Origin of the sequence: Pandoraea pneumonica (assembly GCF_902459645.1) — a bacterium.
GTDB lineage: Bacteria > Pseudomonadota > Gammaproteobacteria > Burkholderiales > Burkholderiaceae > Pandoraea > Pandoraea pneumonica.
On the sequence record NZ_CABPSK010000001.1, the window covers coordinates 1,089,910 to 1,112,327 of the forward strand.

Below are 22,418 nucleotides of genomic sequence, written 5' to 3' on the forward strand. Positions count from 1 at the left end.
GCCTTGAGATAACCATGACTAACGAAATCAAAGCACCTCCTCCACCGCCTCCACGCCCTTTATGGCGTACATGGCTTCTAATCGCCGTCCCGATGATGCTGACGAATGCGCTGCAATCGATCGCGGGCACCGTCGACGGCATTTATCTGGGACACCTGATCGGCACGCAGGCCATCGCCGCCGTATCCGCGTTCTTCCCGGTGTTCTTCTTCTTGCTAGCGATCGTCATCGGCCTCTCTGCGGGCGCCACGGTGACGATTGGACAAGCCTGGGGCGCGCGCGACCTGGTGCGCGTGCGAAACATCGCCGCGACGGCGCTCTTGATGATGCTCGCTGCGGGCCTCGTGACCAGCGTGCTCGGCGGCTGGCTCGCCGCGCCGCTCATGCGTGCGCTGGGCACGCCATTGGAAGTGATCGACGACGCCACGCGGTATGCGCAATGGATGCTTATCGGCATGCCGATCGTCTATTTGCTCTGGTTGACGACCTCGATGAGTCGCGGCACAGGCGACGCCGTCTCCCCGCTGTTCACGTTGCTGATTGCGACCGTGCTGGCCGTTTGCCTCACCCCCGCCTTTATCTTCGGCTGGGGGCCACTCCCGAAGCTGGGCGTGGCAAGCGCCGCCGCCTCGACGCTGCTCGCGTTCTCGATCGCCTTGATTTGGATGGTGCTGTACTGGCGCCGCAAAGCGCACGCATTGGCGCCGGGTGCTGGCTTGTGGCGCAACGTGCAATTCCGACCGGACCTTGCGCGAGGCATCTTGCGCATCGGTGTGCCAGCTGCGATGCAGATGCTGACCATGGCCATCGCCGAAATCGCGTTACTCGGTATCGTGAATCGCCATGGTGCGAATGCCACTGCCGCTTACGGTGCCGTCACGCAGGTCATGAGCTGGTTGCAGTTGCCCATCATGACGTTCGGCATTACCGCGTCGATCCTCTGTGCCCACGCCATTGGCGCAGGCCGTGGCGAGCGCATCGGTGCCATCGTGCGCACGGGCTTTCTCTGTAATTTGGGAATGACGGGCGTGTTGACAGGGTTGGTCTGTCTGGCAGCGCCGCTGATCATGCGCGGCTTTCTGACCGACCCCGAGGTGCTGGCGCTCGCGACGCATCTGCTTTACGTCACCGCGTGGAGTGTGCCGGTGATGGGGTTGACTGCCATCATGACCGGCGCCATGCGGGCGGGTGGAAAGGTGTGGGTGCCGATGGCGTTAGGCGTGATCGGGCTGCTCGGCATTGAAGTGCCGGCCGCCCTGATCTTCGAGCGAGTTGCCGGACTGACCGGCATCTGGTGGGCGTACCCGCTCGCCTTTGTCGCGACGTTCGTGATGCAGGGGCTGTGTTATCGGGCCTTCCGGCGTGCGTCGTGGCGTGCCCACAAGAACATGAGCATACCCGCGCAGGACAGCAAAGCGCCGACCCAGCCGGTGGAAGTCCAACCGTAACCGGCAGTAATCGCCACGCCGCCGAGCCATGCGCCGGCGGCGTTGGCCATATTGAAGGCAGAGTGATTGAGCGCCGCCGCCAACGTTTGCGCTTCACCGGCCACATCCATCAAACGAATCTGCAACGCCGGGCCAATGATGATGATCGTACCGATGGCCAGCACGTTGATACCGGCGAGCCACGGGCTAGCCGCAGTGAAAGTGAACGCCCCGAGCAGCAGTGCCGACCAGATGAGCGTGCCGCCAATGGCGCGCATCAGCGACGTGGCACCGACGAGGCGCGGTCCGATGATGGTGCCGCCGACCATCCCAATACCGAACAGCGCGAGATAGAACGGCACCCAGCCTTCGGGCACACCCGCCACTTGCATGAGCGTCGGTTTGATATAGCTGAACACGGCAAACATGCCGCCAAAGCCGATGGCACCAATTCCGAGCGTGAGCCAGACCTGCGAACTGCGCAGCGCCGCCAGTTCGCGCAGCGGACTCGCGCCCTTCGGTGCCGGGACATTGGGCACCCAGCGCCAAACCAAGACCGCAGTGAGCGTACCGATCGCGCCCACGAGCACGAAGGCGGCACGCCAGCCCAGCCATTGGCCGAGTCCGGCAGCAAGCGGCACGCCGAAGAGCGTTGCGAGCGTGAGGCCGAGCATCACTTGCCCCACGGCGTGCACACGCCGGTGAGGCGGGACGAGCGACGCACCGACCAACGCGGCCACGCCGAAATAGGTGCCGTGCGGCAAGCCGCTCAAGAAGCGCAGACCGATGAGCGAGAGATAGCCCGGTGCCATTGCACTCGCGAAATTGCCGATCGCGAACATCGCCATCAAGGCAATGAGGAAGGCACGGCGCGGCAAGCGTACACCGAGCACCGCGAGCAGCGGCGCACCGATCACTACGCCCAGCGCATACGTGCTGATCGCATGACCGGCTTGCGGGATGGTGATATTCAGACCACGGGCGACATCAGGCAGCAGGCCCATGATGACAAACTCGCCCGTCCCGATCGCAAAGCCGCCCATCGCAAGCGCGACGAACGAGAGCCAGACGGGAATGGACGACGGGGGCAGCGCTTCGGCCGCATCGACAGAAAGGACTTGGGGGGAACTCATAGCGGCCGATTTTACGTCAATCCGCCTAATCTTGCCGGTCGTGCGCTGCAATGCAGCAACCCTAAAACTTCATCAAACCGGGCAATTTCGACATTAACTCCCCGATTTGCCTTGCAATGCAAAATGACGCATCGAGGTCCGCACCACCCTCGGTGCCGTGCGCGGCGGCGGCACAAAAAAAGACCGGCCCATGGGGCCGGAAAAGTACGATGGATCACTGGCTGCGGGGGCCGGAACCATCGTATTGGGGGACAGCGCCGGGTCGGTGGTGCGAAGGCTTCGCGTGCCACCGACCCGACGATTCAACTGGCTCGTACCCTCCGTCAGATGTGTCCCATCAGGACAAGAATCAGCACGATGAGTACGACGAGACCGATACCGCCGGACGGGTAGTAGCCCCAGCCGCGACTGTGCGGCCAGGTCGGCACGGAACCGATCAACATCAGAATCAAAACAATCAACAAGATGGTGCCAAGCATGACTTTTCTCCCTTGCCGGGCTGGCGTTACCTAACCAGACCCTCTGCACTGATGCTGGCGACGTACTTGCCGGGCGGGCGCAACGGCGGCTCCTCCACGGGCGGGTCAAGCGGTCGGTCAGGCGGGGGCATCGGCGTCGGCTCGTCCTCTCTCGGAGGCGACTTCGGCGGCGGTGTCCCGGGCGGTTTGCTCGGGTCGAAAGGCTCGGGCAAATGCGCGTACAGGCGGGGGGCCTGCGTCAGCCGGCGGGTAATGGGTGTAATGGCGGGTGTAACGAATGTGCGCGGCATGAGCAGGTCGCCTCCCGGCTCAATGCCAATACGGGTCGACGGTGTAGTACGTGTGGACTTGTTCGGCCCAATGCAGGTCGCCCATGCTGGGCCAGTGGTCTTTGTCGAACCCCGGCGCTTTCTTGAGCACGTCCTTATCGATGTTGAGAATGAAACGTTTGTTTTCGACGTCGAGCTGCAAGGCGTGCCAGGGAATGGCGAACAGCTTGTCGCCCATGCCGAGGAAACCGCCGAACGACAACACCGCGTAAGCCACGGTGCCGCGCTGCACGTCGAGCATGATGTGTTTGACTTTGCCGAGGCTCTCGCCTGCGGGGTTCACGACGTCTTCGGCGTCGAGGGTGTCGGCGGCCATCACCGACGGGCCCGGTCCATCGGGCAGCTTAGTGGCGGCACCTACGATGCGGGCGCCTGATTGGGGCGCGGGGCCCCGAGTTTGCATGGTCATGATGTCTCTCCTTGTCTTCCGGTGAGGCCGCAACGGACTCGAGAGTCTCGTTGCGACGCCTATGTCACGGATGTCACGGATCTACAGCAGATGCAGCGGCGATGCTTGCGCGTTTATTGCGCCATCACCTTGATGTCGTCCTTCACGTCGACCACGCCATCGACACCCTTGACGGTATCCACGACGAGCGTGCGTTGGGCCGATTGCGGCACCGAACCCGTGAGGTGAACCACACCGTGACGGGTGGTCACGTGTACCTTTGTCGAAGGCACGTCCTTCTTGGCCAGCAGTTCGGCCTTGACCTTGGCGGTCAGCGCCGAGTCATCGATCTTGCGGCCCGTATCGCTCATGACGCCGCTCGCGCTGGCGTTGTCGGCAATCTTGATGATCCCGCCCTGATCCAGCGCGTGGGCTGCGATACCGGTGGTGGCGAGTGCGCCGGCCATGATGAGCTTGAGCAGATTGGCTTGTTTCATTTGTTGACCTCCCAAAAGAGTCTCTTGTGGATCCCCTCGCCCGGGGACTCGTTCTTGCTTTCGCTTATGTCGTCTGACTTGTTGAAACCGATTGTAGAGAGGCGTTTTCGCCCGGCGAATCGGCGGAATCTGAAAGACGTGTAGGTGAATGCTGGCAAGAACGGGGGAAACGCGGAGGTGGTGTAACGTCTCACCAAAAAGACATGCAAAATCAATTGATTACAAAACCAATCGAAAGTGACGTCAGATGAGGGAAATTCTGAAGAAATGCGCAGAAAGCGCGCCCGGCATCGGAGGAATCCTACGAAGCCGGGCGAATCGAGCGTGAGTTACGCGTCGGGCGGTGCGACGGTCACGCGATTGCGCCCGGTGGACTTCGCCTGATAGAGCGCGTCGTCGGCCGCCTTCACCAGTACGTCGACCGACTCGCGTCCGTGCGGGCGGCGCGATGCCACACCGACACTCACGCTCACATGACCGAAGTCGCTCGCGGCGTGTTCGAGATTGAGCCGTTCAACGCGCAAGCGAATCGCCTCGGCCACGCGTTGAGCGCCGTCCTCGTCGGTATCGGGCATGACGGCAATGAACTCTTCGCCCCCATATCGTCCAGCACTGTCGGACGGCCGTTGCAGCGCCGCCCCGATGGCACTGGCGACGGCCGCGAGCGCCGCATCACCCGCCTGATGCCCATGGGTGTCGTTGTAGCGCTTGAACCAGTCGATATCGACGAAGGCCACCGACATCGACTGCCCGCCTCGGCGCATGCGCCGCCATTCGTTAGCGAGAATCTTGTCGAGCGAGCGGCGATTGGACAACCCGGTGAGCCCGTCCGTGCGGGCGAGCAACCGCAATTCACGCTCCGCGCGTAAGCGCCGACGCAACTGCGCCGCGAGCAGAAACGACGTGCCGACGAAACCCGCGATCAGCACCACGAACAGGCCGCCGAGCTGGACGACACGCTTATGCCACGGGGCAAGTGCGTCGTCGCTCGACGTCACCACAATCAGCGTGAGCGGCGCGTTTTCGAGAAACTGCCGAGACATCAGGCTTGGCCGCCCTTCAAAGCGGATGGGATAGATACGCTGGTTGTCGCGGCCCGGCGGCAGGGCTTCGTATCGCCCCGTCTGGGCCATGGTCTTGCCGATGACCGCCGCGTCGTAAGGCTTGCGCATCAAAATCGCGTCGTCTTTGCCGAGCAGCAGGATCACGCCCTGACGCCCCAGCTCGATGTGATCGAACAGTTGCCGGAAGTACTCGATATCGACCGAGAGCGACACGATGCCGCCAAACGAGCCATCCGGCTTGGATATACGGCGGCTGAGCACCATCGTCGGTGCGTTATTACGCAGCCGCGAGTGGATGAAGCCGCTCACATAGAGCCCCGCGTCGGGATGATCGCGATGCACGGTGAAGTAGTCCCGATCGCCGAGATTGGTGGCGCGCGGAATCTCGCTGGCGGCGTCGATCACCACGTTCCCCTGGGTATCGAGCACCACCAGCGAGCCGATGTGGCGCGACGCGCCCGCGCGCTCGAAGATCAGTTCACGGCGCAGCGCAGGCGGCAGCGCGTCGATATCGGGCCGCGCGAGCAGCTTGACCACGGCGTCGAGCGACGCCTCATAGAGTTGGAAGTTGAGCTCGAGGTCGCGCTGGAGCACCTGCGCGATGTTGCGCTGGTTGTCGGCGGCCCGTGCGAGCACCAGCACCCGCCCCTCGTAGAGCAAAGCGGCTGCCACGGCCATGAGCAGCACGGAAATCGCGACACCGCTCCAGACAATGAGCGTCGGCGTGCGTGACACCCACCGCACAGTCCGGCGAACGGCAAGTAAGGTACGTGCCCATAGGCGTTGCGTCGGTGATCTCAAGCGGCACCCTCAAGCGAGCTGATCAGGCAGCAAGTTAAGCAAGCCAATCAAGCGGCAAAATCGGCAGCCATATCGGCATCGGTGCGCGCTTCGAGCCGCCCGTCGCGACACGCCTTGCGGAACACCTCGTAATCGCGCTCGACCTGATCGGCGTAGTCGGTGGCGTAATGAATCAGGGCTTCGCCAAGCCGAATACCCTTGCCCACGTAGCCGACTTGCTCCGCCGCACACCCTCCCGCCTTCGCGTGCGCCCGGGCAAGCACCCAGCCGCACAGGGCCGCGTACTCACGAAAACCGTCTGCCCGGAACAGCTCGAACTGCGCCGACACCTTCATGTCGCGCAGCTGCCGCCCGTAGATGCAACGCCCAAACGGTCCGCTCCCCCAACCGAGAAATGCGTCCGAGGCCGCTTGCATGAGGCGCTGGCCCTCGACCACGCGGCGGCCATCATGCTTGGGCGTCACGTTCTTGAAGAAGCGCGAGACCACCGACTTCGACGCCTCTTTGAACTGGAGGAACAGCGGCTGCTCGTGCGCATCCATCATCATCAGCACCAGACACCGCGTGCCGACGCTGCCCACGCCCACCACCTTGAACACCAGATCTTGCTGGGTGTAGTTGGAGAGCATGCGCGCCCGATCGGGCGGCAGTGAGCTCACATAACTCTTATAGACAGGGGCAAACAGGTTGCGCCAGTCGCCAAGCCCCAGCCAGTCGTCCTCTGGGCCGAACAGCGTGGTGGCCCCGTGAACATGGAAAACGGTCGGCGGCGTGTCGCGAATTTGCCAATGGTCACCGACCTGCTGGGCAAACTTGGGCAGCACGTTTTCGTGCGTGCGGCCGGTCGCGCGGGCGATGCCGCGTTTGACGCCTTCACGCACCCGGTCGGTCTCGGCCAGATTGAGCATGCGATCGAACGTGATCTGCTCGTGCCAGAGCGCAATGGTCGACATGTGCGCGTATTCGTCCAGGCGCCGGGCATAGCTGTCGACGGCGGCGCGCACCATCTCCACCCCGAGGGTGTCGCCGAACCCGAATTGCCGGGCCGCTAGCACCAGACTGACCACCAGCCGCTTGAGGTCCCACTCCCAAGGCCCTGGCGCGGTTTCGTCGAAATCGTTCAGATCGAAGATCAACGTGCGCTCGGGCGTCGCAAACCCGCCGAAGTTCGCCAGATGGCAGTCGCCGCAAATCTGCATGGTCAGACCCGAGTGCGGCGTACCGGCCAAGTCGTGCGCCTGCACGATCGCGCTGCCCCGGTAGAACGCAAACGGCGAAGCGAGCATGCGGCCATAGCGCAGCGGGACCAGCGAGGCGACCCGCCCTTCGCTGCTCGTGCGCAGGAGTTCGATCACGTCGCGATCGGTATTGCCCAGATGCGACTGGCTGCTGCGCGGCGTTTTTTCGCGCAGCTTGCGCCCAGCGGCGACGCGCGTCTCGAACGGAATGACGGGTGCTGCCGGAATGACGGGGCCGGTAGTGACCAACTCGGTATTCTCGGTATTCCCGGCATTGGCCGCCGCCGTGCTCGGCGAGACAGGCGGCTTCGGTGCGGGCGATTTAGCGGCCATGCGATTGCTCATATCACGGCTCCTGCGGGCAAGTTGGCCATCAAGATTGATGCAGTGCGAGGAAATCCCACGGAAATCAGGCAAAATCGAGGGCTGTCGAATTCTGCCCCCGATTTTGCAGCCCCAGCATGCCGCCGAGGGCGCATGTGTCCGGCATCGGGTCGATGACGGTCGATGGCACCTGCGTCGGCCGCATCCCCCGGCAACGTCGGGTGGGGGCGGGTATGAACGGATTATTCACTATGGCATGGGGACTGTCGAGATCGGCGCAGGACGCCGTTCTCAGGCCGATCCCCCGGCGCCCGTCGCACTGGCATGGACGGTTAGCACCGTGTCAGAAAATTTCTGACGCGCGCCCTCAACTATCGGCCGAAGTTGCCGATAACCAGATAAGCGGGACTTTTCGGTCGGTTTTCTTATGTCGAGTTCGTACAGTGGTTGGCTCGTTGCGCTATCGCTCGCGGTTGCCGTACTGGCGTCGTTCACAGCGCTCGATCTCTCGGGGCGTATCTATCTCCTGACCCACCGTGGCATGCGCCACGCGTGGCTGGCTGTTGGCGCGACCGCCATGGGCATTGGCATCTGGTCGATGCACTTCATCGGCATGCTCGCGCTTTCGCTTTCGCCGTCCTGGTCGCCCCTGACGTCGCATGCCGCCATCCCATTGGGCTACGACCCGGCCATTACCGCCGGGTCGCTGGGCATTGCCATTCTCATCTCGTGGGCCGCCCTGTGGCTCGTCGCCAACGAGCGCTTTACCGCCTGGCGACTGGCCGGCGCTGGCGTCACGCTCGGCGTAGGGATCGCCGCCATGCATTACTCGGGCATGGCCGCAATGCGCATGGAGCCCGGCATTCAGTACGATCCGTGGCTCTTCACGGCGTCGGTGCTGATCGCCATTGCCGCCGCGACGGCGGCGCTCTGGATCGCGCAGACCTTGCGCGACGGCAGTCTGCGCTACGTGATGGCCAAGCGCATCGGTGCCGCCGTGGTGATGGGGCTCGCCATCACCGCCATGCATTACACCGGCATGGCGGCAGCGAACTTTGCCCCGGGGGCCATTTGCGGTGCTGCCACGTCGGTCAGCTCGCCTTGGCTGGTCACGACGGTGAGCATGTTCACGTTCCTGATTCTGGTGACCACCCTGCTCGTGTCGCGGCTCGATGCGCGCACCAGCTTCCTCGCCAATTCCGTGCTGCAACTCAACACGCAAATCGCTCGCATGGCGACGTACGACGCCCTGACCGATTTGCCCAACCGCCGCGCGCTGCATGACGCCGCCGCCCGCACCCTGATCAATTCGCGCCGCGATCAACGCCGCTTTGCGGTGCTGTTCATGGATCTGGACGGCTTCAAGACGATTAACGACTCGCTCGGCCACAACGTCGGCGACGACGTGCTACGCGCCTTTGCCAAGCGGCTGCGCAAGAACGTGAATGGCGACGACGTCGTGGCCCGCCTGGGCGGTGACGAATTCGTGGTGCTGCTCGGCTCGCTGTCGTCACCGGAAGTTGCGGGGCGCGTGGCCCAGCGCCTGCTTGACGACATGCGCGACGGGCTGCGCGTGGGCAACCAGTCGCTGCACGTGATGCCGAGCATCGGCGTGGCCGTGTATCCCGACGACGGCGAGAGCATCGACATTCTGCTCAAGCACGCCGATACGGCGATGTACGAAGCCAAACGGGCGGGACGCGGCATTTTCCGCTACTTCGAGCCACGCATGAACGCGGCGGCCCAGCGCACGTGGGAGATTCAGCAGGCGCTGCACGACGCGGAACACGAGCAATATTTCTCGCTGCACTTCCAGCCGAAGTATCGCGGCGACACCGAGGCGCTCGCGGGTGCGGAAGCGCTGTTGCGCCTGACCCATCCGCAGTTCGGTGAATTACAACCGGTGGACTTCATTCCGGTGGCCGAGCGCACCGGACAAATCGTGCAGATCGGTTATTGGGTGGTGCGCGCCACGTGCGAACACATCCGGGCATGGGACGCCGCCGGGCTGCCCCGGGTGAAGGTCGCGATCAACCTGTCGCCCCGGCAGTTGGCACAGTCGGCGCTGGTCGAGAACATCGTGGCCATCGTGGAAGGTGCGGGCATTGCCTGCGACCGGCTGATGTTCGAGATTACCGAGACGGTGGCCATGTTCGACGCGCAGCACACGATCGACGTGATTCGGGCGTTTCAGGATCGCGGCTTCGAAGTTGCCATCGACGATTTCGGCACGGGATATTCAAGCCTCGCGTATCTGCAACGCTTCCGCGTCAAGCAATTGAAGATGGACCGGTTCTTTACCAACGGTCTCGACACGCATGGCCGCGAAGGCAGCGCCGTGGTGTCGGCCATCATCGCGCTGGCCCACTCGCTGGATATGGATGTGGTCGCCGAGGGCGTGGAGACCGACTCGCAGCGCGCAGCGCTCAAGACGCTGGCGTGCGATGAAATGCAGGGTTTCCTGCTTGGCAAACCGCTGACGAGTGAAGCCTTTGCCCGACTGCTCGCGTCGCCGCCATCCCCGGCGATGGCCTAATCTCGGAATTTCGGCCAGACTCGCCGGGGCTTAATTAGCGCTCGGCAGTGGTGACGGTGTCAGTATCGGCAACGTCGGCCGCCTCTGGCATTGGCTTGCCGGTGGCAAAGGCCGCCGCCCGCGCCAGTCTTGCGCGCATCCCTTCGTTGGCCATCGGCCCGGCGCTCGGCACATGCCGCTTCGGATCGAGTCGCGCGCCCGTCACGGCATCGACCACGACCGGCTCAACCACCTTACCGGTCTCCTGATCGACCAGTTGCGCCGAGATCCCTTCGGGCGCGAAGTGGCGATTACCCCATGCCAGCAAGGCCCACAGCACCGGCCGAAAATCCCGTCCCGCATCGGTCAGCACATACTCGAAACGCGGCGGACGATCGCAATACTGACGGCGCTCTAGCAGCCCTTCTTCAACCAATGCATGAAGTCGGCGGGTGAGCATATTCGGCGCGATATCGAGCCGACGCTGGAAGTCGTCGAAGCGCGTCGTCCCGTAACCGGCCTCACGCAAAATCAAAATGCTCCACCATTCGCCCACGCGCTCGAGGCTGCGGGCGATGGGGCATTGCATGTCGCGGAAAGTCTTTCGTTGCATATCGGGTCCTCGCGAATTCTTCACATCCGGCATGCCGGGAGATGACCGGCGCTGCCTATTACCATGCAAGTGAGCATAAGCGCGTCGACGCCGGCGGGCAAGTTGGCCAGTGTTTTCGCCCTCAATGCGCGTCGGCACTGGGCGCTTTCGGCGGGGCGACCCGGCGCATGAGCGGCACCATCAACGTCACGGCAAAGAACATCAGGGCCATGCCCCCGTAGATATCGCCGAAGGTAATGGTTTGGGCTTCCCTTAACGTCAGCAGCCAGAGTTGCCGCAGCGCCGCCGTTTGCGCGTCCACCGCATCGAGCCCGGAAGCGCTCATCCGCGCGCCCACGCCAGCGAGCCACGCGCCGACGTTCGGGCTGCCCTCTCCCAACTGCTCGGCAAGCCGGAAGAAGTGAAGATTGGTGCGGTCGTTGAGTACGGTGGTGCACACCGCAATGCCGATCGCGCCACCCAAATTACGCATGAGATTGAACAGCCCCGATGCGAGTCGCAGCCGGGCGGGCGGCAGGCTCCCCAGCGTGAGCGTCACAATCGGCGCCACGGCAAACTGCTGCCCAGCCCCACGCAAGGCTTGCGGCAACATCAGTTGCGCCGCGCCCCAGTCGTGCGTAATCGGCGAGAACTGCCACATCGACAGCGCAAAGGCGCCGAGACCGCCCATCATCAGAATGCGCAGATCTACGCGGTTGGCGAGCATCGCATACAGCGGAATCGACATCAGTTGGAAGATGCCGGTGGAAAACACCGCTACACCGATTTCAAATGCGGAGAACCCTCTCACCCGCCCAAGAAATACGGGCGTCAGGTAGATCGTGGCGAAAATGCCAATACCGGTCGCGAACGAGAAGAAACAGCCGAGCGCAAAGTTGCGTTCCTTGAGCGCCCGCAAATCGACCACGGGCTGCGCGTACGTCAGGCTGCGCCAAAGGAACGCGGCGCCGCACAACCCGGCGAGCCACGCCGTCGTGCGAATGGTCGCGTCGCCAAACCAGTCCCAGCGCGGCCCCTCTTCCAGCGTGTATTCGAGACAGCCGAGAAACACCGCCATTAACGCCATACCGAGATAATCGGCACCCCGCAACAACGACCAGTTCGGGCGATCGATACGCACTAGCAGCGGCACCATGACCGTCACGAAAATGCCCGGCACCAGATTGATGAAGAACAGCCAGTGCCATGAATAGTTGTCGGTAATCCATCCACCGATGGTCGGCCCGAGTGTCGGCGCAAGCGACGACAGCCCGCCGACCACGGCCGCGGCCAGCACGCGCTGCGGTCCGCTGAAAAATGCAAATGCCGTCGTGAACACCAACGGAATCATCGAGCCGCCCAGAAACCCTTGCAGCGCACGGAACGCGATCATGCTCTGGATATTCCAGGCCGCACCGCATAACAGGCTCGCCACCGTGAAGCCGGCCGCCGAGGCAGCAAAAATCCAGCGCGTCGACATCACCCGCGACAACCAGCCCGAGAGCGGAATCACGATGATCTCGGCGATCAGATAGCTGGTCTGCACCCACGCCGTTTCGTCCGCCCCCGCCGATAGCCCGCCGCCGATGTCCCGCAGCGAGGCCGACACAATCTGAATGTCGAGCAGCGCAATGAACATGCCCACGACCATCGTCATGAACGCGATGACCTTGGCGCTGGTCGTCATGGAATCAGCGGAGAATCCGCCGCTCGCACCGCCCGAACCTGATGGCGCACCTCCCGCCGCCACGTGTGGCACGGGGCGTACGTCATTGGTGGACTCTTTGGTGGGCTGATTTGGCCGTGGCGGTACGTCGACACCACCCTCGTCCGACGGCCTTGGCAGCGGCAGCCCCACCGGCTGCGCCCCGCCGGTATGCGCGGCGCTCATCGTGCCGCCACCTTGGGAGCCGACGGGACGCTCGCGCCGTCATCGCCGCGCGCGTCCACTTCCGCTGTCACCGACAAGCCGGGGCGCAACGTCCCCAGTCGCCCATCCGCATCGTCGAGCTGCACGCGTACCGGCACCCGCTGCACGATCTTCGTGAAATTGCCGGTCGCGTTCTCCGGCGGCAGCACGCTGAACTGTGCACCGGTCGCCGGGGCCAGACTGGCCACGTGACCGTGGAAGACTCGCCCAGGCAATACATCCGCCTCGATCTTCACCGGCATCCCCGGACGCAGGCGGGCTAGCTGACCTTCCTTGAAGTTGGCATCGACCCAAAGGCCATGCGCCGGCACGAGAGCGAGCAGTTGGGTGCCTGCCGAGGCATACGCCCCGGCACGCGCACGCCGGTTGCCGACCGTGCCGTCGACCGGGGCACGCACGACGGTATCTTCTAGATTGAGCTTCGCGATGTCGCGCTCGGCCACCGCCTGCGCCAACGCGGCCTGCGCCTGTTGCTTCTGCGTGGCAATGACATCGAGCTGACGCTCGGCGGCCACGGCCCCGGCTTCCGCCTTGTCACGGTTGGCGGCCAGTTGCTTGTAATCCGCGTCGGCCTTCTGCGCGCTCTGCACAGAAACGGCGGCCTTGGCGACGAGATCCTGATATCGCACCTGATCGTCACGGGCACGGCGGGCATCGGCCGCCACCGCCACGACACTCGCTCGCGCCTGCGCAATGACCGCCGTTTGCAGTCGCGCCGTGGCATCGAGGTTGGCCAGCAACGCCTGCTGCGCGGCCACAGCCCCTTCGGCCTTGGCCAACGCAGCGCGGTAATCGCGGTCGTCAAGCCGCACCAGCACGTCGCCCGCATGCACCGCCTGATTGTCGGTCACGAGCACCTGCGCGATGTAGCCCGGCACCTTCGGGCCAAGCACCGTGACGTCGCCCCCGACATAGGCATCGTCCGTCGATTCGAGAAACCGTCCCGTCGTCCACCAGTGAACGCCGTAACCGAGCACGGCGATGGCCGCCACGACAACCGCACCGCGCAGCACGAGCCGCCCTCGTGCGCCCTTGGACGGCGGCGCCGCAGATGACTGATTGGCCGGCGTGGCTTGCGGGGCGGCAGTGCTCGGGGAAGTCATGGAGGTCAGTCCTTCTTCGTTTGGAGTGAGATCGCGACGTCGAAACGACATCGCCAACAAAGGGTTGCTTTCAGAATGAAAGTGAGTATAGAGTTGCAACTATCATCTTGCAAGTAACTCAGTGTTTTTTGCCATTCACCCGCCGCCACCCCTGCCAAACATGAACAACGCCTCCCCAACGCACGCCCATATGCCCGCACCCACGCCGCCCACAACGTTGCGATATGTATGGTTGGCGGCGGCCGTCAGCATGCTGGCAGGTTGTGCCGTCGGGCCCGATTACGTTGCGCCCGCCGTCGACTTGCCCACGCATTTCGCCACTAGCGAACGCTTGGCCCAGCGCGACGCCGCGCACAAAACGGTGAATGGCGCCCCTGATGCGCCGGCGTTAGACGAGTGGTGGACGGGCTTTCACGACCCAGTACTCACCGGCATCGTGCAGCAGGCGTTGGCGCAGAATCTCGACTTGCAGGCCGCCATGGCGCGCGTCGAACAGGCACGCGCTCAAGCCCGGCAGGCCGGCGCCCAGCGATTGCCGTCGCTCACGCTCGACGGGAGCGTCACGCGCGAGCATCAGTCGCTCGACAGCCCGCTTGGTACCGTGGCGCGCACCCTTCCCGGCTACAACCGGAACATGACGATCTACGACATTGGCGCAGGTGCCAGTTGGGAACTCGATCTGTTTGGGGGATTGCAGCGCTCGGCACAAGCCGCAGGCGCGTTGGCGCAGGCCGCCGAAGCGCAGCAAGACGGCGTGCGGGTTAGCATCGTTGCCGAGGCGGCCGATGCTTACTTTCGCGTGCGTGCCGCGCAGCGCCGCCTGGCCATCGCCGAAGATCAGATCGCGACGGATGCGAGGCTCGTGGAAATCGTACGTTTGCGGCTGAAGGACGGTCTGGCGACGGCGCGCGAAATGGCGCAATCGGAAGCGCTGCTTGCACAGGCACGCACGACACTGCCGCCGCTTCGCATCGAGCGCGAGACGCAACTCAACCGGCTCGACGTACTGATGGGTGCCGCCCCGGGGACATACGCGCGGCGCATGAGTGCCGCCACGCAGGACGACGATTTGCACGCCCGCCCGTTGGCCATTCCCGCGATTGGCGATGCGAGTGCGCCCGCCGACTTGTTGCGCCGTCGCCCCGATGTCATAGCGGCGGAACGCCAACTGGCGGCGTCCAATGAGCGCATTGGGGCGTCGCTCGCCGAGTACTACCCGAAGCTGTCGCTATCGGGGGTGCTCGGCTTCGATACGCTCGCGGGTGGGCGCGTGCCGAGCGTGGCGACCTTTCAGCCGTTAGCGGCGCTGGGTCTGCGCTGGCGCTTATTCGACTTTGGCCGGATCGATGCGGAAGTGGCCCAAGCGCGTGGTGCGAATGCGCAAGCACTCGCGCAGTACCGGCTGGCAATGCTGCATGCGACGGAGGATGTGGAGAATGCCGTTGTCACGCTCGTCGAACTGGAGCAACAACGCAAAGATCTAGCGAGTGCCGTGCAAGCGCAGACGCGGGCGCGCGACAGCGCACAAGATGCGTATACAGGTGGGACGGTCAGTCTCTATGAGGTGCTAGACGCCGACCGCCAGTTGCTCACGGTGCGCGATGCCGATGCCCGCGTGCAAGCGGACAACGCCCGTGCTGCGGTCGCAACGTTCCGGGCGTTGGGCGGCGGATGGGAGGCGCCGACACCAGCGCTAGCGCAAGTGAAATAAGACTACCCGGCCCTGCGTGAACGGCGCAGCACCGATGTGGCTGGTGCCGCCGCATGGCTCGCGCGGCGTTTTCGCCCGACCAGCGTGCCCGTTGCGCTCAAACCGCCGGCCGTTGCAGGCACCGCCGCCAACGAGGCTTGATACATCGACACCAGCGCCTCCTGCGCAGTGACCTGCTCTCTCAAGCGCGCGATCAGCGAATCTTGTACCGCCTTCGATGCTCTCAATTCATGCTGCGCCTCTGTGAGCGCCGCAAGTTCGCTCTCGGTGTCCTGCAACTGGCGCTGGCTTTGCTTGCGTTCCTGCTGGAGTCCCTTGATCGACTCGCGTGCCGTATCCAACTCCAGCAACAGACGGCGCTCGTTGGCCTCAGCACGTTCGCTCAATCGTTGACGCTCGCCATCCCATTCCGTGCGCTGTTGCGCATGCGCTTCGAGCGTGGCCTGCGCTGCCAGGCGAGCGTCGGCCAATGCTTGACGCGACGTCACAGCGTCCGCCTGCGCATCGATCAACAACGCTTCAGCGCGGCGAGCCTGCGCTTGCGCTTCGTCGCGGGCCTGCCGCGCGTCGGCAGCGGCCACTTCAGCCGAGGCCACGCGCTCGTGCAGCACAGCCCTCGCCTGTTCCAAGGCTTCACGCTCCGCCGCGAGCTCCGCTTCGCGGGCATCCAATACTGCGCGCCGCGCCGCCGCTTCTTCGGCCAAAGCCTCACGGCCTTCGTGCAGCGCCAGCGACCAAAGGTCCAACGCGGCCCGCGCGACGGACTCCGGCATGGCAACACCTTCCGGCAGTCCGCCAACACCGGGCATTACCCCCTGCAACCGTGCGCCCAACCCCGCAAACCACGCGTCCAGATACGGGCTCACCGTATTGGGCGAGCCTCGCCCCAACTGCTGTCGAATGCGCTCAATGGTTGGCCGCTGGCCCGCCATCAGCAGCGTGTCGGCCGCCGACCAGACGTCCTGCTCCGAAATACCGCGCCCAGCCGAGCGCGGTGATGGCGCGGGCATGGCGTTTTTCGGTGACATGGCATTCATAGGGGCTCCTTCATTCGTCTGGATGCTGAGTTGCTGCTTTATCGGACACGGAAACAACGTCATTGCCAAATAACCCACGATAAGTGAAGATTATCGCTAGTTATTTATTGCATACGTTATATTTTCTACATATTACATATGAAATCATATGTTCAGTAGAAAAATTACATCTCACGTCCAATTCAGCACCATGCCGCCCCTGAAATCGAATCAGCCAAACTTGCCCGCGAAGGTAACGGCGTCGCGCCTGCCCGCGCCGCTCGATCCGGCCAAACTCGACGCCGCTGCCCGCGATGCGGCCCGCGCCCTTGTGCGCGAAGGCGACTCGCCAAATACGCGCCAGAGCTATCAGTCGGCCATGCGGTACTGGTTGAGTTGGTATCGGCTGCGTTTCGGCATAGCGGAAACCTCCTCCGCGGCGGCGGCAAATGCAGGCGATGCCACGGCGCCGTTAGGTCTGCCGCTGCCGCTTCCCCCTGCCGTCATCGTGCAATTCGTTGTCGATCACGCCATGCACCAAGGCAAACACGGGCTGACGACCGAGATGCCGCCTGCACTCGATGCCGCACTCGTCTCGGAAGGCGTCAAGGCACGCCTCGGGCCGCCAGCGCTCGCAACGTTGCTTCACCGGGTGAGCGTCATGGCCAAGTTGCATACTTCGCGGGAGCTGCCCAACCCGTGCGCCGACCCTGCCGTGCGCGAGCTACTCGCCAAAACACGCCGTGCCTATGCCAAACGAGGCGTTCGCACGACCAAGAAAGACGCGCTGACCCGTGAGCCGCTGCGGGAAATGCTCGCCACGTGCGACGACTCGCTACGGGGCAAACGCGATCGCGCGCTGCTGTTATTCGCGTGGGCGAGCGGCGGACGCCGCCGCTCGGAAGTTGTGCGGGCGACTTGCGAAAACGTGCGCCGCACAGGCCCCGAGAGTTATGTGTTCACGCTCACGTGGTCGAAGACCAACCAACGCGGCGCCGATCTTGCTGAAAACGATAAGCCCGTGACGGGCGCGGCGGCGGCGGCACTCGCGGATTGGCTCGCGACGGCGGGCATTACCGAAGGGGCGATATTCCGGCGCGTACGGCGTGGCGGCCATGTCGGCGAACCGCTCTCGGAAGCTGCTGTGCGCGACATCGTGCGCGAGCGCTGCCAACTTGCTGGCCTCGAAGGCGATTTCTCTGCGCACTCGCTGCGCTCCGGGTTTGTCACCGAAGCCGCCCATCAACAAGTGCCGCTTGCCGAGACCATGGCGATGACAGGGCACACCAGCGTCGCCACGGTCGTTGGCTACTTCCGCCGCGCAGACATGACACGGTCGCGGGCCGCCGATCTGATGGGAGCGGTCGACGTCACCGACGATCAAGCCGAGACATAACCCCACTGGCCGGTCGTTCACTTACCGCGCACTGCCCGCACGTCGATGCGGCCAGCAAATCCCGTCATGCCGCGCATCGGCTACCCCGTGATTTCAGAGGGGGCGCTGGCACAAAGATGCATTTCAGTGATATCTTTTATCGCATTGGGCGTGTGCCATAGTGGACATTCGCCCTGCGTTGTCGGCTTCATCCCCGCAGCTCCCCCGGCTGCCGCCCCCACTGAACCCACCGACCCTTGAAAGGTGCAGATCGCCATGCGTAGCTCCCCTGCCTCTCATCCGCTCACCGAGCGTCTCGGCTTGCTGACCCCGATCATTCAGGCGCCCATGGCTGGCACCTCCACGCCCGCGCTGGCCGCCGCCGTCTCGAACGCGGGCGGTCTTGGCTCGCTGGGGGTGGCCGCAGGCAACGCGTTGACCGCCCGCAAAGCCATTCAGGATACGCGCGCCCTCACGCGCAAGCCGTTCAACGTCAACCTCTTCTGCCATGCTCCGGCGAAACTCGATGCCGCGCGCGACGCCGCCTGGCTCGCCTATCTCGCGCCCGAATTCGCCCGCTTCGATGCCGTACCGCCCGCCACGCTGAGCGAGATCTACACGAGCTTTGTAGCCGATGACGACATGTTCGAGATGCTGCTCGCAGAGCGCCCTGCCGTCGTCAGCTTCCACTTCGGCCTGCCGTCGCAGGCCAAGATCGATGCGCTGCATGCGGCCGGTATTACGTTGTTTGCCACGGCCACCAATCTGGCAGAGGCCCGCGCGGTCGAAGCCGCCGGTATCGACGCGGTCGTCGCACAAGGTTATGAAGCGGGCGGGCACCGCGGACGCTTCGAAGACCTCGGCGACCGTGTGCCCACCGACGACGAACAACTGGGCACGCTTGCGCTGGTGCGCCTGCTGGTGACGCACACCTCGCTGCCCGTGATTGCCGCCGGCGGCATCATGGACGGCGCTGGCATCGCTGCCGTGCTGGCGCTCGGCGCACAAGCCGCGCAACTCGGCACGGCATTCGTCGCATGCCCGGAATCGGCCGCCGACGCCGCGTATCGCGAGCGGCTCACGAGCGGCCACCCGCCGCGCACAGCGCTCATTCGCGCCATTTCCGGCAGACCGGCACGGGGCTTTGCCAATCGTCTTTATGAACTGGAAGAAGCCACCGAGCGTCCGCTGCTGCCCGCGTACCCGGTGACTTACGATGCGGGCAAAGCACTCAATGCCGCCGCCAAAGCCAAGGGCAACAGCGACTACGCGGCGCAATGGGCCGGTCAGGCCGCACCGCTGGCGCGGGCCATGCCTGCCGCCGAACTGGTCGGCGTATTGCGCGCCGAATTGCACGAGACGTTCGACGCACTGCGCGAACTCGCCATCACGCTTTGATCGCTGGGTTGCCCCATGACCACACGCCGCCTCACTGAACGCCTCGGCCTGAGCACCCCCATCATTCAGGCCCCGATGGCTGTCGCCTCGACGCCCGCGCTGGTTGCCGCCGTCTCCAACGCGGGCGGGCTCGGCTCGCTCGCCGTCGGCAATATGGATGCCAACGCCGCACGCGACGTCATTCGCCAAACGCGCGCGCTGACCGACCGCCCGTTTAACGTCAATGTGTTCACGCATGTCCCGGCCAACGCCGATGCCGCGCGCGAAGCCGCATGGCTCGACTATCTGGCCCCCGAATTCGCACGCTTCGATGCCAAGGCCCCGACGTCGTTGCGCGAGATCTATCTGAGCTTCGTGGAAGACGTGGCGATGTACGAGATGTTTCTCGAAGAACGCCCGGCCGTCGTCAGCTTCCACTTCGGGTTGCCGTCGCAAGACTGGATCGACGCCTTGCAAGCGGCGGGCATCATGCTGTTTGCCAGCGCGACCAACGAGGACGAAGCCGCCGCCATCGAAGCAGCAGGCATCGACGCCATCGTTGCGCAAGGCTGGGAAGCCGGGGGGCATCGCGGACGCTTTAACGACGAAGGCGATCGCCAGCGCACGCAAGACGAGCAGTTGGGCACCTTCGCGCTGGTGCGGCGGCTGGTGACGCGCACGTCGCTGCCGGTGATCGCGGCGGGCGGCATCATGGACGGCGCGGGCATTGCCGCCGTGCTGGCCCTCGGCGCGCAAGCCGCGCAAATGGGGACGGCATTCGTGCCCTGCCCGGAATCGGGCGCTGACGCCGCCTACCGTGAAGCACTCACGCGCGCCGAGCCGCCACGCACCGCACTGATTCGCGCCATCTCCGGACGCCCCGCGCGCGGTCTCGCCAATCGGTTCTGGGAACTCGAACAAGTGCCGGGCCGCCCGGCGATTCCCGACTATCCGATCACGTACGACGCGGGCAAGTCGCTCAACGCCGCCGCCAAGGCACACCAAAACAGCGGCTATGCGGCACAATGGGCCGGCCAAGCCGCGCCGCTCGCGCGCGTCTTACCTGCGGCGGAATTGGTCAAGGCGCTGACGCGTGAAACCCGTGAGGCCATTACCGCGATGATGGCGGTGACCGCCGCGGTCCGAGGGTAATCACGACAGCGACGGCGGCCCCGGCAGCCACAGATCACGGCAATCTTCCATTGGCAGTGCAAGGTAGCGAAGTTCCCCCCTTCAGCTTCGGAGACTCCAAGGCATGTTCAACGCGATTTTGCTGACGCAATCCGACGGGGCCACGCAGGCCGCCGTCACGGCTCTAGACGAAGACACCCTCCCAGCCGATGGCGACGTGCTCGTTGCCATCGACTACTCCACGATCAACTACAAAGACGGCCTCGCGATCACCGGCCGGGCCCCGGTCGTACGCACTTGGCCGATGGTCGCGGGCATCGACGGCGCGGGCACGGTGCTCGAATCGTCGCACCCGGCATGGCAGAAAGGCGACCGCGTCGTGCTCAATGGCTATGGCGTCGGCGAGACGCATTGGGGATGTCTGGCGCAGAAGGCCCGCCTTAAGGGCGATTGGCTGGTGCGTGTGCCCGAACGGCTGAGCACGCGCGACGCCATGATCATCGGCACCGCCGGTTACACGGCCATGCTCTCGGTGATGGCGCTCGAGCGCAGCGGCCTCGCGCCGCGTCACGGCGACGTGCTGGTGACGGGCGCTTCCGGGGGCGTGGGGTCGGTCGCGATCGCACTGCTGAGCTCGCTTGGGTATCGCGTGGTGGCATCGACCGGCAAGCTTCACGAGGCCGATTATCTGAAAGCACTCGGCGCGGCTGAAGTTGTCGACCGAAGCCTGCTCTCAGACCCCGGCAAACCGCTTCAGAAGGAACGCTGGGCGGCGGTCGTCGACTCCGTGGGCTCGCACACGCTGGTCAATGCGTGCGCCCAATTGCGCTACGGCGGTGTCGCGACCGCATGCGGCCTTGCGCAAGGGATGGACTTTCCCGCCAACATGGCGCCGTTCATTCTGCGCGGCGTCACGCTGCATGGCATCGATAGCGTGATGTGCCCGCAAGCGTTGCGCGAACAAGCGTGGCAGCGTCTGGCGCGAGACCTCGAACCGCAAAAACTCGGCGGCATTTCGCACGACGTAGGTTTGCACGACGCCATCGGCATCGGGCAACGCATTGTGAAGGGGGAAATTCACGGCCGAGTGGTCGTGGATGTGAATCGCTAAGTCGCTAAATCGCTCATTCGCTAGTTAGCTAGCGAATTCGGCGAGACAAGACGGGCAGCCCTCACGGACTGCCCGTTTTGACGTTCAGTGACCGCCGCCGAGATACGCCGCGCGCACGGCGTCGTCGTTGCGCAGACGCTCGGCCGGACCATGCACGGAGATGCGGCCGTTTTCCAGCACATAGCCATAGTCGGCCACCGCGAGTGCCGCCGCCGCGAATTGCTCGACGAGCAACATCGTGACGCCTTCGGACTTCAAGTTGCCGATGATGCGAAACACCTCGTCGACCAGAATCGGCGCGAGGCCCATCGACGGTTCGTCGAGCAACACGATGTCCGGGCGCAACATCACCGCGCGGGCCATCGCGAGCATCTGCTGCTCGCCGCCGGAGAGCGTGCCCGCCAACTGATTGCGGCGCTCTTTCAAGCGTGGAAACAAATCCATCGCCCGTTCGAGATCGGCGGCGACATCGCCGCGCGGGCGGCTGCCGGTCAAGCGAGGGAAAGCGCCGAGACGCAGGTTGTCGGTCACCGACATGGTGGCGAACACGCGCCGGCCTTCCGGCGAATGCGCCAGACCGAGCTTGGCGATGCGATGCGAATCGAGCCCGTCGATGCGCTTCTCGCCGAGCGTAATTTCACCCGAAGTGGGCTTGATCATGCCCGACACGGCACGCATGGTCGTCGTCTTGCCCGCACCGTTCGACCCGATGAGCGTGATGACCTGGCCGCCCGGCACATCGATATCGATGCCGTGCAGCACCTGCACTTTGCCGTAGCCGGCTTGCAGATTACGAATGGAAAGCATAGAAGTTCCGTGAGTTCGTGGCTGCCTGATATCTCGCGAATGCCGACCCCTGGCACCCGCGAGATGGCGC

At 64.4% G+C, this 22,418-nt stretch carries 18 protein-coding genes; 7 read left to right on the forward strand and 11 right to left on the reverse strand.

The window, feature by feature from the left end:
- The first annotated feature begins 92 nt into the window (after positions 1 to 92).
- A complete protein-coding gene (locus tag PPN31114_RS04750) occupies positions 93 to 1,448 on the forward strand; it encodes an MATE family efflux transporter (protein WP_150678304.1) in 1,356 nt (451 codons plus the stop codon).
- On the opposite strand, the gene PPN31114_RS04755 is transcribed toward PPN31114_RS04750, so the two are convergent.
- The 6 genes from PPN31114_RS04755 to PPN31114_RS04780 all read right to left on the reverse strand — a co-directional run bounded on the left by PPN31114_RS04755 (position 1,346) and on the right by PPN31114_RS04780 (position 7,701).
- The gene (locus PPN31114_RS04755; RefSeq protein WP_150678305.1) at positions 1,346 to 2,560 is read right to left on the reverse strand and encodes an MFS transporter; all 1,215 of its coding nucleotides are present in this window, start codon (positions 2,558 to 2,560) and stop codon (positions 1,346 to 1,348) included. The two genes, PPN31114_RS04750 and PPN31114_RS04755, sit on opposite strands and share 103 nt — an antisense overlap.
- A gap of 323 nt (positions 2,561 to 2,883) precedes the next feature.
- A complete protein-coding gene (locus PPN31114_RS04760; protein WP_150678306.1) occupies positions 2,884 to 3,039 on the reverse strand; it encodes a DUF3309 family protein in 156 nt (51 codons plus the stop codon).
- Positions 3,040 to 3,348: 309 nt separating this feature from the next.
- Complete coding sequence (locus PPN31114_RS04765) at positions 3,349 to 3,777, reverse strand: PRC-barrel domain-containing protein (protein ID WP_150678307.1); 429 nt, start codon at positions 3,775 to 3,777, stop codon at positions 3,349 to 3,351.
- A gap of 113 nt (positions 3,778 to 3,890) precedes the next feature.
- On the reverse strand, positions 3,891 to 4,253 hold the full coding sequence (locus PPN31114_RS04770) for a BON domain-containing protein (RefSeq protein ID WP_150678308.1): 363 nt from the start codon (positions 4,251 to 4,253) through the stop codon (positions 3,891 to 3,893).
- Between the two features lie 329 nt (positions 4,254 to 4,582).
- Positions 4,583 to 6,052 (reverse strand): GGDEF domain-containing protein, encoded by a 1,470-nt coding sequence (locus PPN31114_RS04775; RefSeq protein WP_150678309.1) that lies wholly within the window; start codon positions 6,050 to 6,052, stop codon positions 4,583 to 4,585.
- Between the two features lie 113 nt (positions 6,053 to 6,165).
- Positions 6,166 to 7,701: a DUF2252 domain-containing protein gene (locus tag PPN31114_RS04780; RefSeq protein WP_246182397.1), complete on the reverse strand. Its 1,536-nt coding sequence runs from the start codon at positions 7,699 to 7,701 to the stop codon at positions 6,166 to 6,168.
- A 406-nt stretch (positions 7,702 to 8,107) separates the two neighbouring features.
- On the opposite strand from PPN31114_RS04780, the gene PPN31114_RS04785 reads away from it, so the two are divergent.
- Positions 8,108 to 10,216, forward strand: coding sequence for a putative bifunctional diguanylate cyclase/phosphodiesterase (locus PPN31114_RS04785; RefSeq protein WP_150678310.1), 2,109 nt, complete (start codon positions 8,108 to 8,110; stop codon positions 10,214 to 10,216).
- A 34-nt stretch (positions 10,217 to 10,250) separates the two neighbouring features.
- Here the strand turns inward: PPN31114_RS04785 and PPN31114_RS04790 are convergent, their stop codons facing one another.
- The 3 genes from PPN31114_RS04790 to PPN31114_RS04800 all read right to left on the reverse strand — a co-directional run bounded on the left by PPN31114_RS04790 (position 10,251) and on the right by PPN31114_RS04800 (position 13,820).
- Positions 10,251 to 10,808 carry a winged helix-turn-helix transcriptional regulator gene (locus tag PPN31114_RS04790; RefSeq protein WP_150678311.1) on the reverse strand — a complete coding sequence of 186 codons (558 nt, stop codon included), beginning with the start codon at positions 10,806 to 10,808 and terminating at the stop codon, positions 10,251 to 10,253.
- A 121-nt stretch (positions 10,809 to 10,929) separates the two neighbouring features.
- Positions 10,930 to 12,474 carry a DHA2 family efflux MFS transporter permease subunit gene (locus PPN31114_RS04795; protein WP_150679159.1) on the reverse strand — a complete coding sequence of 515 codons (1,545 nt, stop codon included), beginning with the start codon at positions 12,472 to 12,474 and terminating at the stop codon, positions 10,930 to 10,932.
- A 200-nt stretch (positions 12,475 to 12,674) separates the two neighbouring features.
- Positions 12,675 to 13,820 (reverse strand): HlyD family secretion protein, encoded by a 1,146-nt coding sequence (locus PPN31114_RS04800; protein WP_150678312.1) that lies wholly within the window; start codon positions 13,818 to 13,820, stop codon positions 12,675 to 12,677.
- A 250-nt stretch (positions 13,821 to 14,070) separates the two neighbouring features.
- Between PPN31114_RS04800 and PPN31114_RS04805 the strand changes: the two genes are divergently transcribed.
- Positions 14,071 to 15,531, forward strand: a complete 1,461-nt coding sequence (locus tag PPN31114_RS04805; RefSeq protein WP_246182398.1) for an efflux transporter outer membrane subunit — start codon at positions 14,071 to 14,073, stop codon at positions 15,529 to 15,531.
- 2 nt (positions 15,532 to 15,533) lie between these two features.
- Here the strand turns inward: PPN31114_RS04805 and PPN31114_RS04810 are convergent, their stop codons facing one another.
- Positions 15,534 to 16,568 carry a DNA-binding protein gene (locus PPN31114_RS04810; RefSeq protein ID WP_174987678.1) on the reverse strand — a complete coding sequence of 345 codons (1,035 nt, stop codon included), beginning with the start codon at positions 16,566 to 16,568 and terminating at the stop codon, positions 15,534 to 15,536.
- A 190-nt stretch (positions 16,569 to 16,758) separates the two neighbouring features.
- Here PPN31114_RS04810 and PPN31114_RS04815 point away from each other — a divergent pair, with 190 nt between their 5' ends.
- From PPN31114_RS04815 to acuI, 4 genes are all read left to right on the forward strand, one after another.
- On the forward strand, positions 16,759 to 17,943 hold the full coding sequence (locus PPN31114_RS04815) for a site-specific integrase (RefSeq protein WP_174987681.1): 1,185 nt from the start codon (positions 16,759 to 16,761) through the stop codon (positions 17,941 to 17,943).
- A 255-nt stretch (positions 17,944 to 18,198) separates the two neighbouring features.
- Complete coding sequence (locus PPN31114_RS04820) at positions 18,199 to 19,320, forward strand: NAD(P)H-dependent flavin oxidoreductase (RefSeq protein ID WP_150678314.1); 1,122 nt, start codon at positions 18,199 to 18,201, stop codon at positions 19,318 to 19,320.
- A gap of 15 nt (positions 19,321 to 19,335) precedes the next feature.
- Positions 19,336 to 20,451: an NAD(P)H-dependent flavin oxidoreductase gene (locus tag PPN31114_RS04825; protein WP_150678315.1), complete on the forward strand. Its 1,116-nt coding sequence runs from the start codon at positions 19,336 to 19,338 to the stop codon at positions 20,449 to 20,451.
- Between the two features lie 103 nt (positions 20,452 to 20,554).
- A complete protein-coding gene (gene acuI / locus PPN31114_RS04830; protein WP_150678316.1) occupies positions 20,555 to 21,541 on the forward strand; it encodes an acrylyl-CoA reductase (NADPH) in 987 nt (328 codons plus the stop codon).
- 84 nt (positions 21,542 to 21,625) lie between these two features.
- Here the strand turns inward: acuI and PPN31114_RS04835 are convergent, their stop codons facing one another.
- Positions 21,626 to 22,348 (reverse strand): ABC transporter ATP-binding protein, encoded by a 723-nt coding sequence (locus PPN31114_RS04835; RefSeq protein WP_150678317.1) that lies wholly within the window; start codon positions 22,346 to 22,348, stop codon positions 21,626 to 21,628.
- Between the last annotated feature and the right edge of the window lie 70 nt (positions 22,349 to 22,418).

Excerpts from the sequence above, each read along its gene's own strand:
- PPN31114_RS04750 (WP_150678304.1), top strand. The coding sequence starts at position 93 with ATGATGCTGACGAATGCGCTGCAATCGATCGCGGGCACCGTCGACGGC.
- PPN31114_RS04755 (WP_150678305.1), bottom strand. The coding sequence starts at position 2,560 with ATGAGTTCCCCCCAAGTCCTTTCTGTCGATGCGGCCGAAGCGCTGCCC.
- PPN31114_RS04760 (WP_150678306.1), bottom strand. The coding sequence starts at position 3,039 with ATGCTTGGCACCATCTTGTTGATTGTTTTGATTCTGATGTTGATCGGT.
- PPN31114_RS04765 (WP_150678307.1), bottom strand. The coding sequence starts at position 3,777 with ATGACCATGCAAACTCGGGGCCCCGCGCCCCAATCAGGCGCCCGCATC.
- PPN31114_RS04770 (WP_150678308.1), bottom strand. The coding sequence starts at position 4,253 with ATGAAACAAGCCAATCTGCTCAAGCTCATCATGGCCGGCGCACTCGCC.
- PPN31114_RS04780 (WP_246182397.1), bottom strand. The coding sequence starts at position 7,701 with ATGAGCAATCGCATGGCCGCTAAATCGCCCGCACCGAAGCCGCCTGTC.
- PPN31114_RS04785 (WP_150678310.1), top strand. The coding sequence starts at position 8,108 with ATGTCGAGTTCGTACAGTGGTTGGCTCGTTGCGCTATCGCTCGCGGTT.
- PPN31114_RS04790 (WP_150678311.1), bottom strand. The coding sequence starts at position 10,808 with ATGCAACGAAAGACTTTCCGCGACATGCAATGCCCCATCGCCCGCAGC.
- PPN31114_RS04795 (WP_150679159.1), bottom strand. The coding sequence starts at position 12,474 with ATGACGACCAGCGCCAAGGTCATCGCGTTCATGACGATGGTCGTGGGC.
- PPN31114_RS04800 (WP_150678312.1), bottom strand. The coding sequence starts at position 13,820 with ATGACTTCCCCGAGCACTGCCGCCCCGCAAGCCACGCCGGCCAATCAG.
- PPN31114_RS04805 (WP_246182398.1), top strand. The coding sequence starts at position 14,071 with ATGCTGGCAGGTTGTGCCGTCGGGCCCGATTACGTTGCGCCCGCCGTC.
- PPN31114_RS04810 (WP_174987678.1), bottom strand. The coding sequence starts at position 16,568 with ATGAATGCCATGTCACCGAAAAACGCCATGCCCGCGCCATCACCGCGC.
- PPN31114_RS04815 (WP_174987681.1), top strand. The coding sequence starts at position 16,759 with ATGCCGCCCCTGAAATCGAATCAGCCAAACTTGCCCGCGAAGGTAACG.
- PPN31114_RS04820 (WP_150678314.1), top strand. The coding sequence starts at position 18,199 with ATGCGTAGCTCCCCTGCCTCTCATCCGCTCACCGAGCGTCTCGGCTTG.
- PPN31114_RS04825 (WP_150678315.1), top strand. The coding sequence starts at position 19,336 with ATGACCACACGCCGCCTCACTGAACGCCTCGGCCTGAGCACCCCCATC.
- acuI (WP_150678316.1), top strand. The coding sequence starts at position 20,555 with ATGTTCAACGCGATTTTGCTGACGCAATCCGACGGGGCCACGCAGGCC.
- PPN31114_RS04835 (WP_150678317.1), bottom strand. The coding sequence starts at position 22,348 with ATGCTTTCCATTCGTAATCTGCAAGCCGGCTACGGCAAAGTGCAGGTG.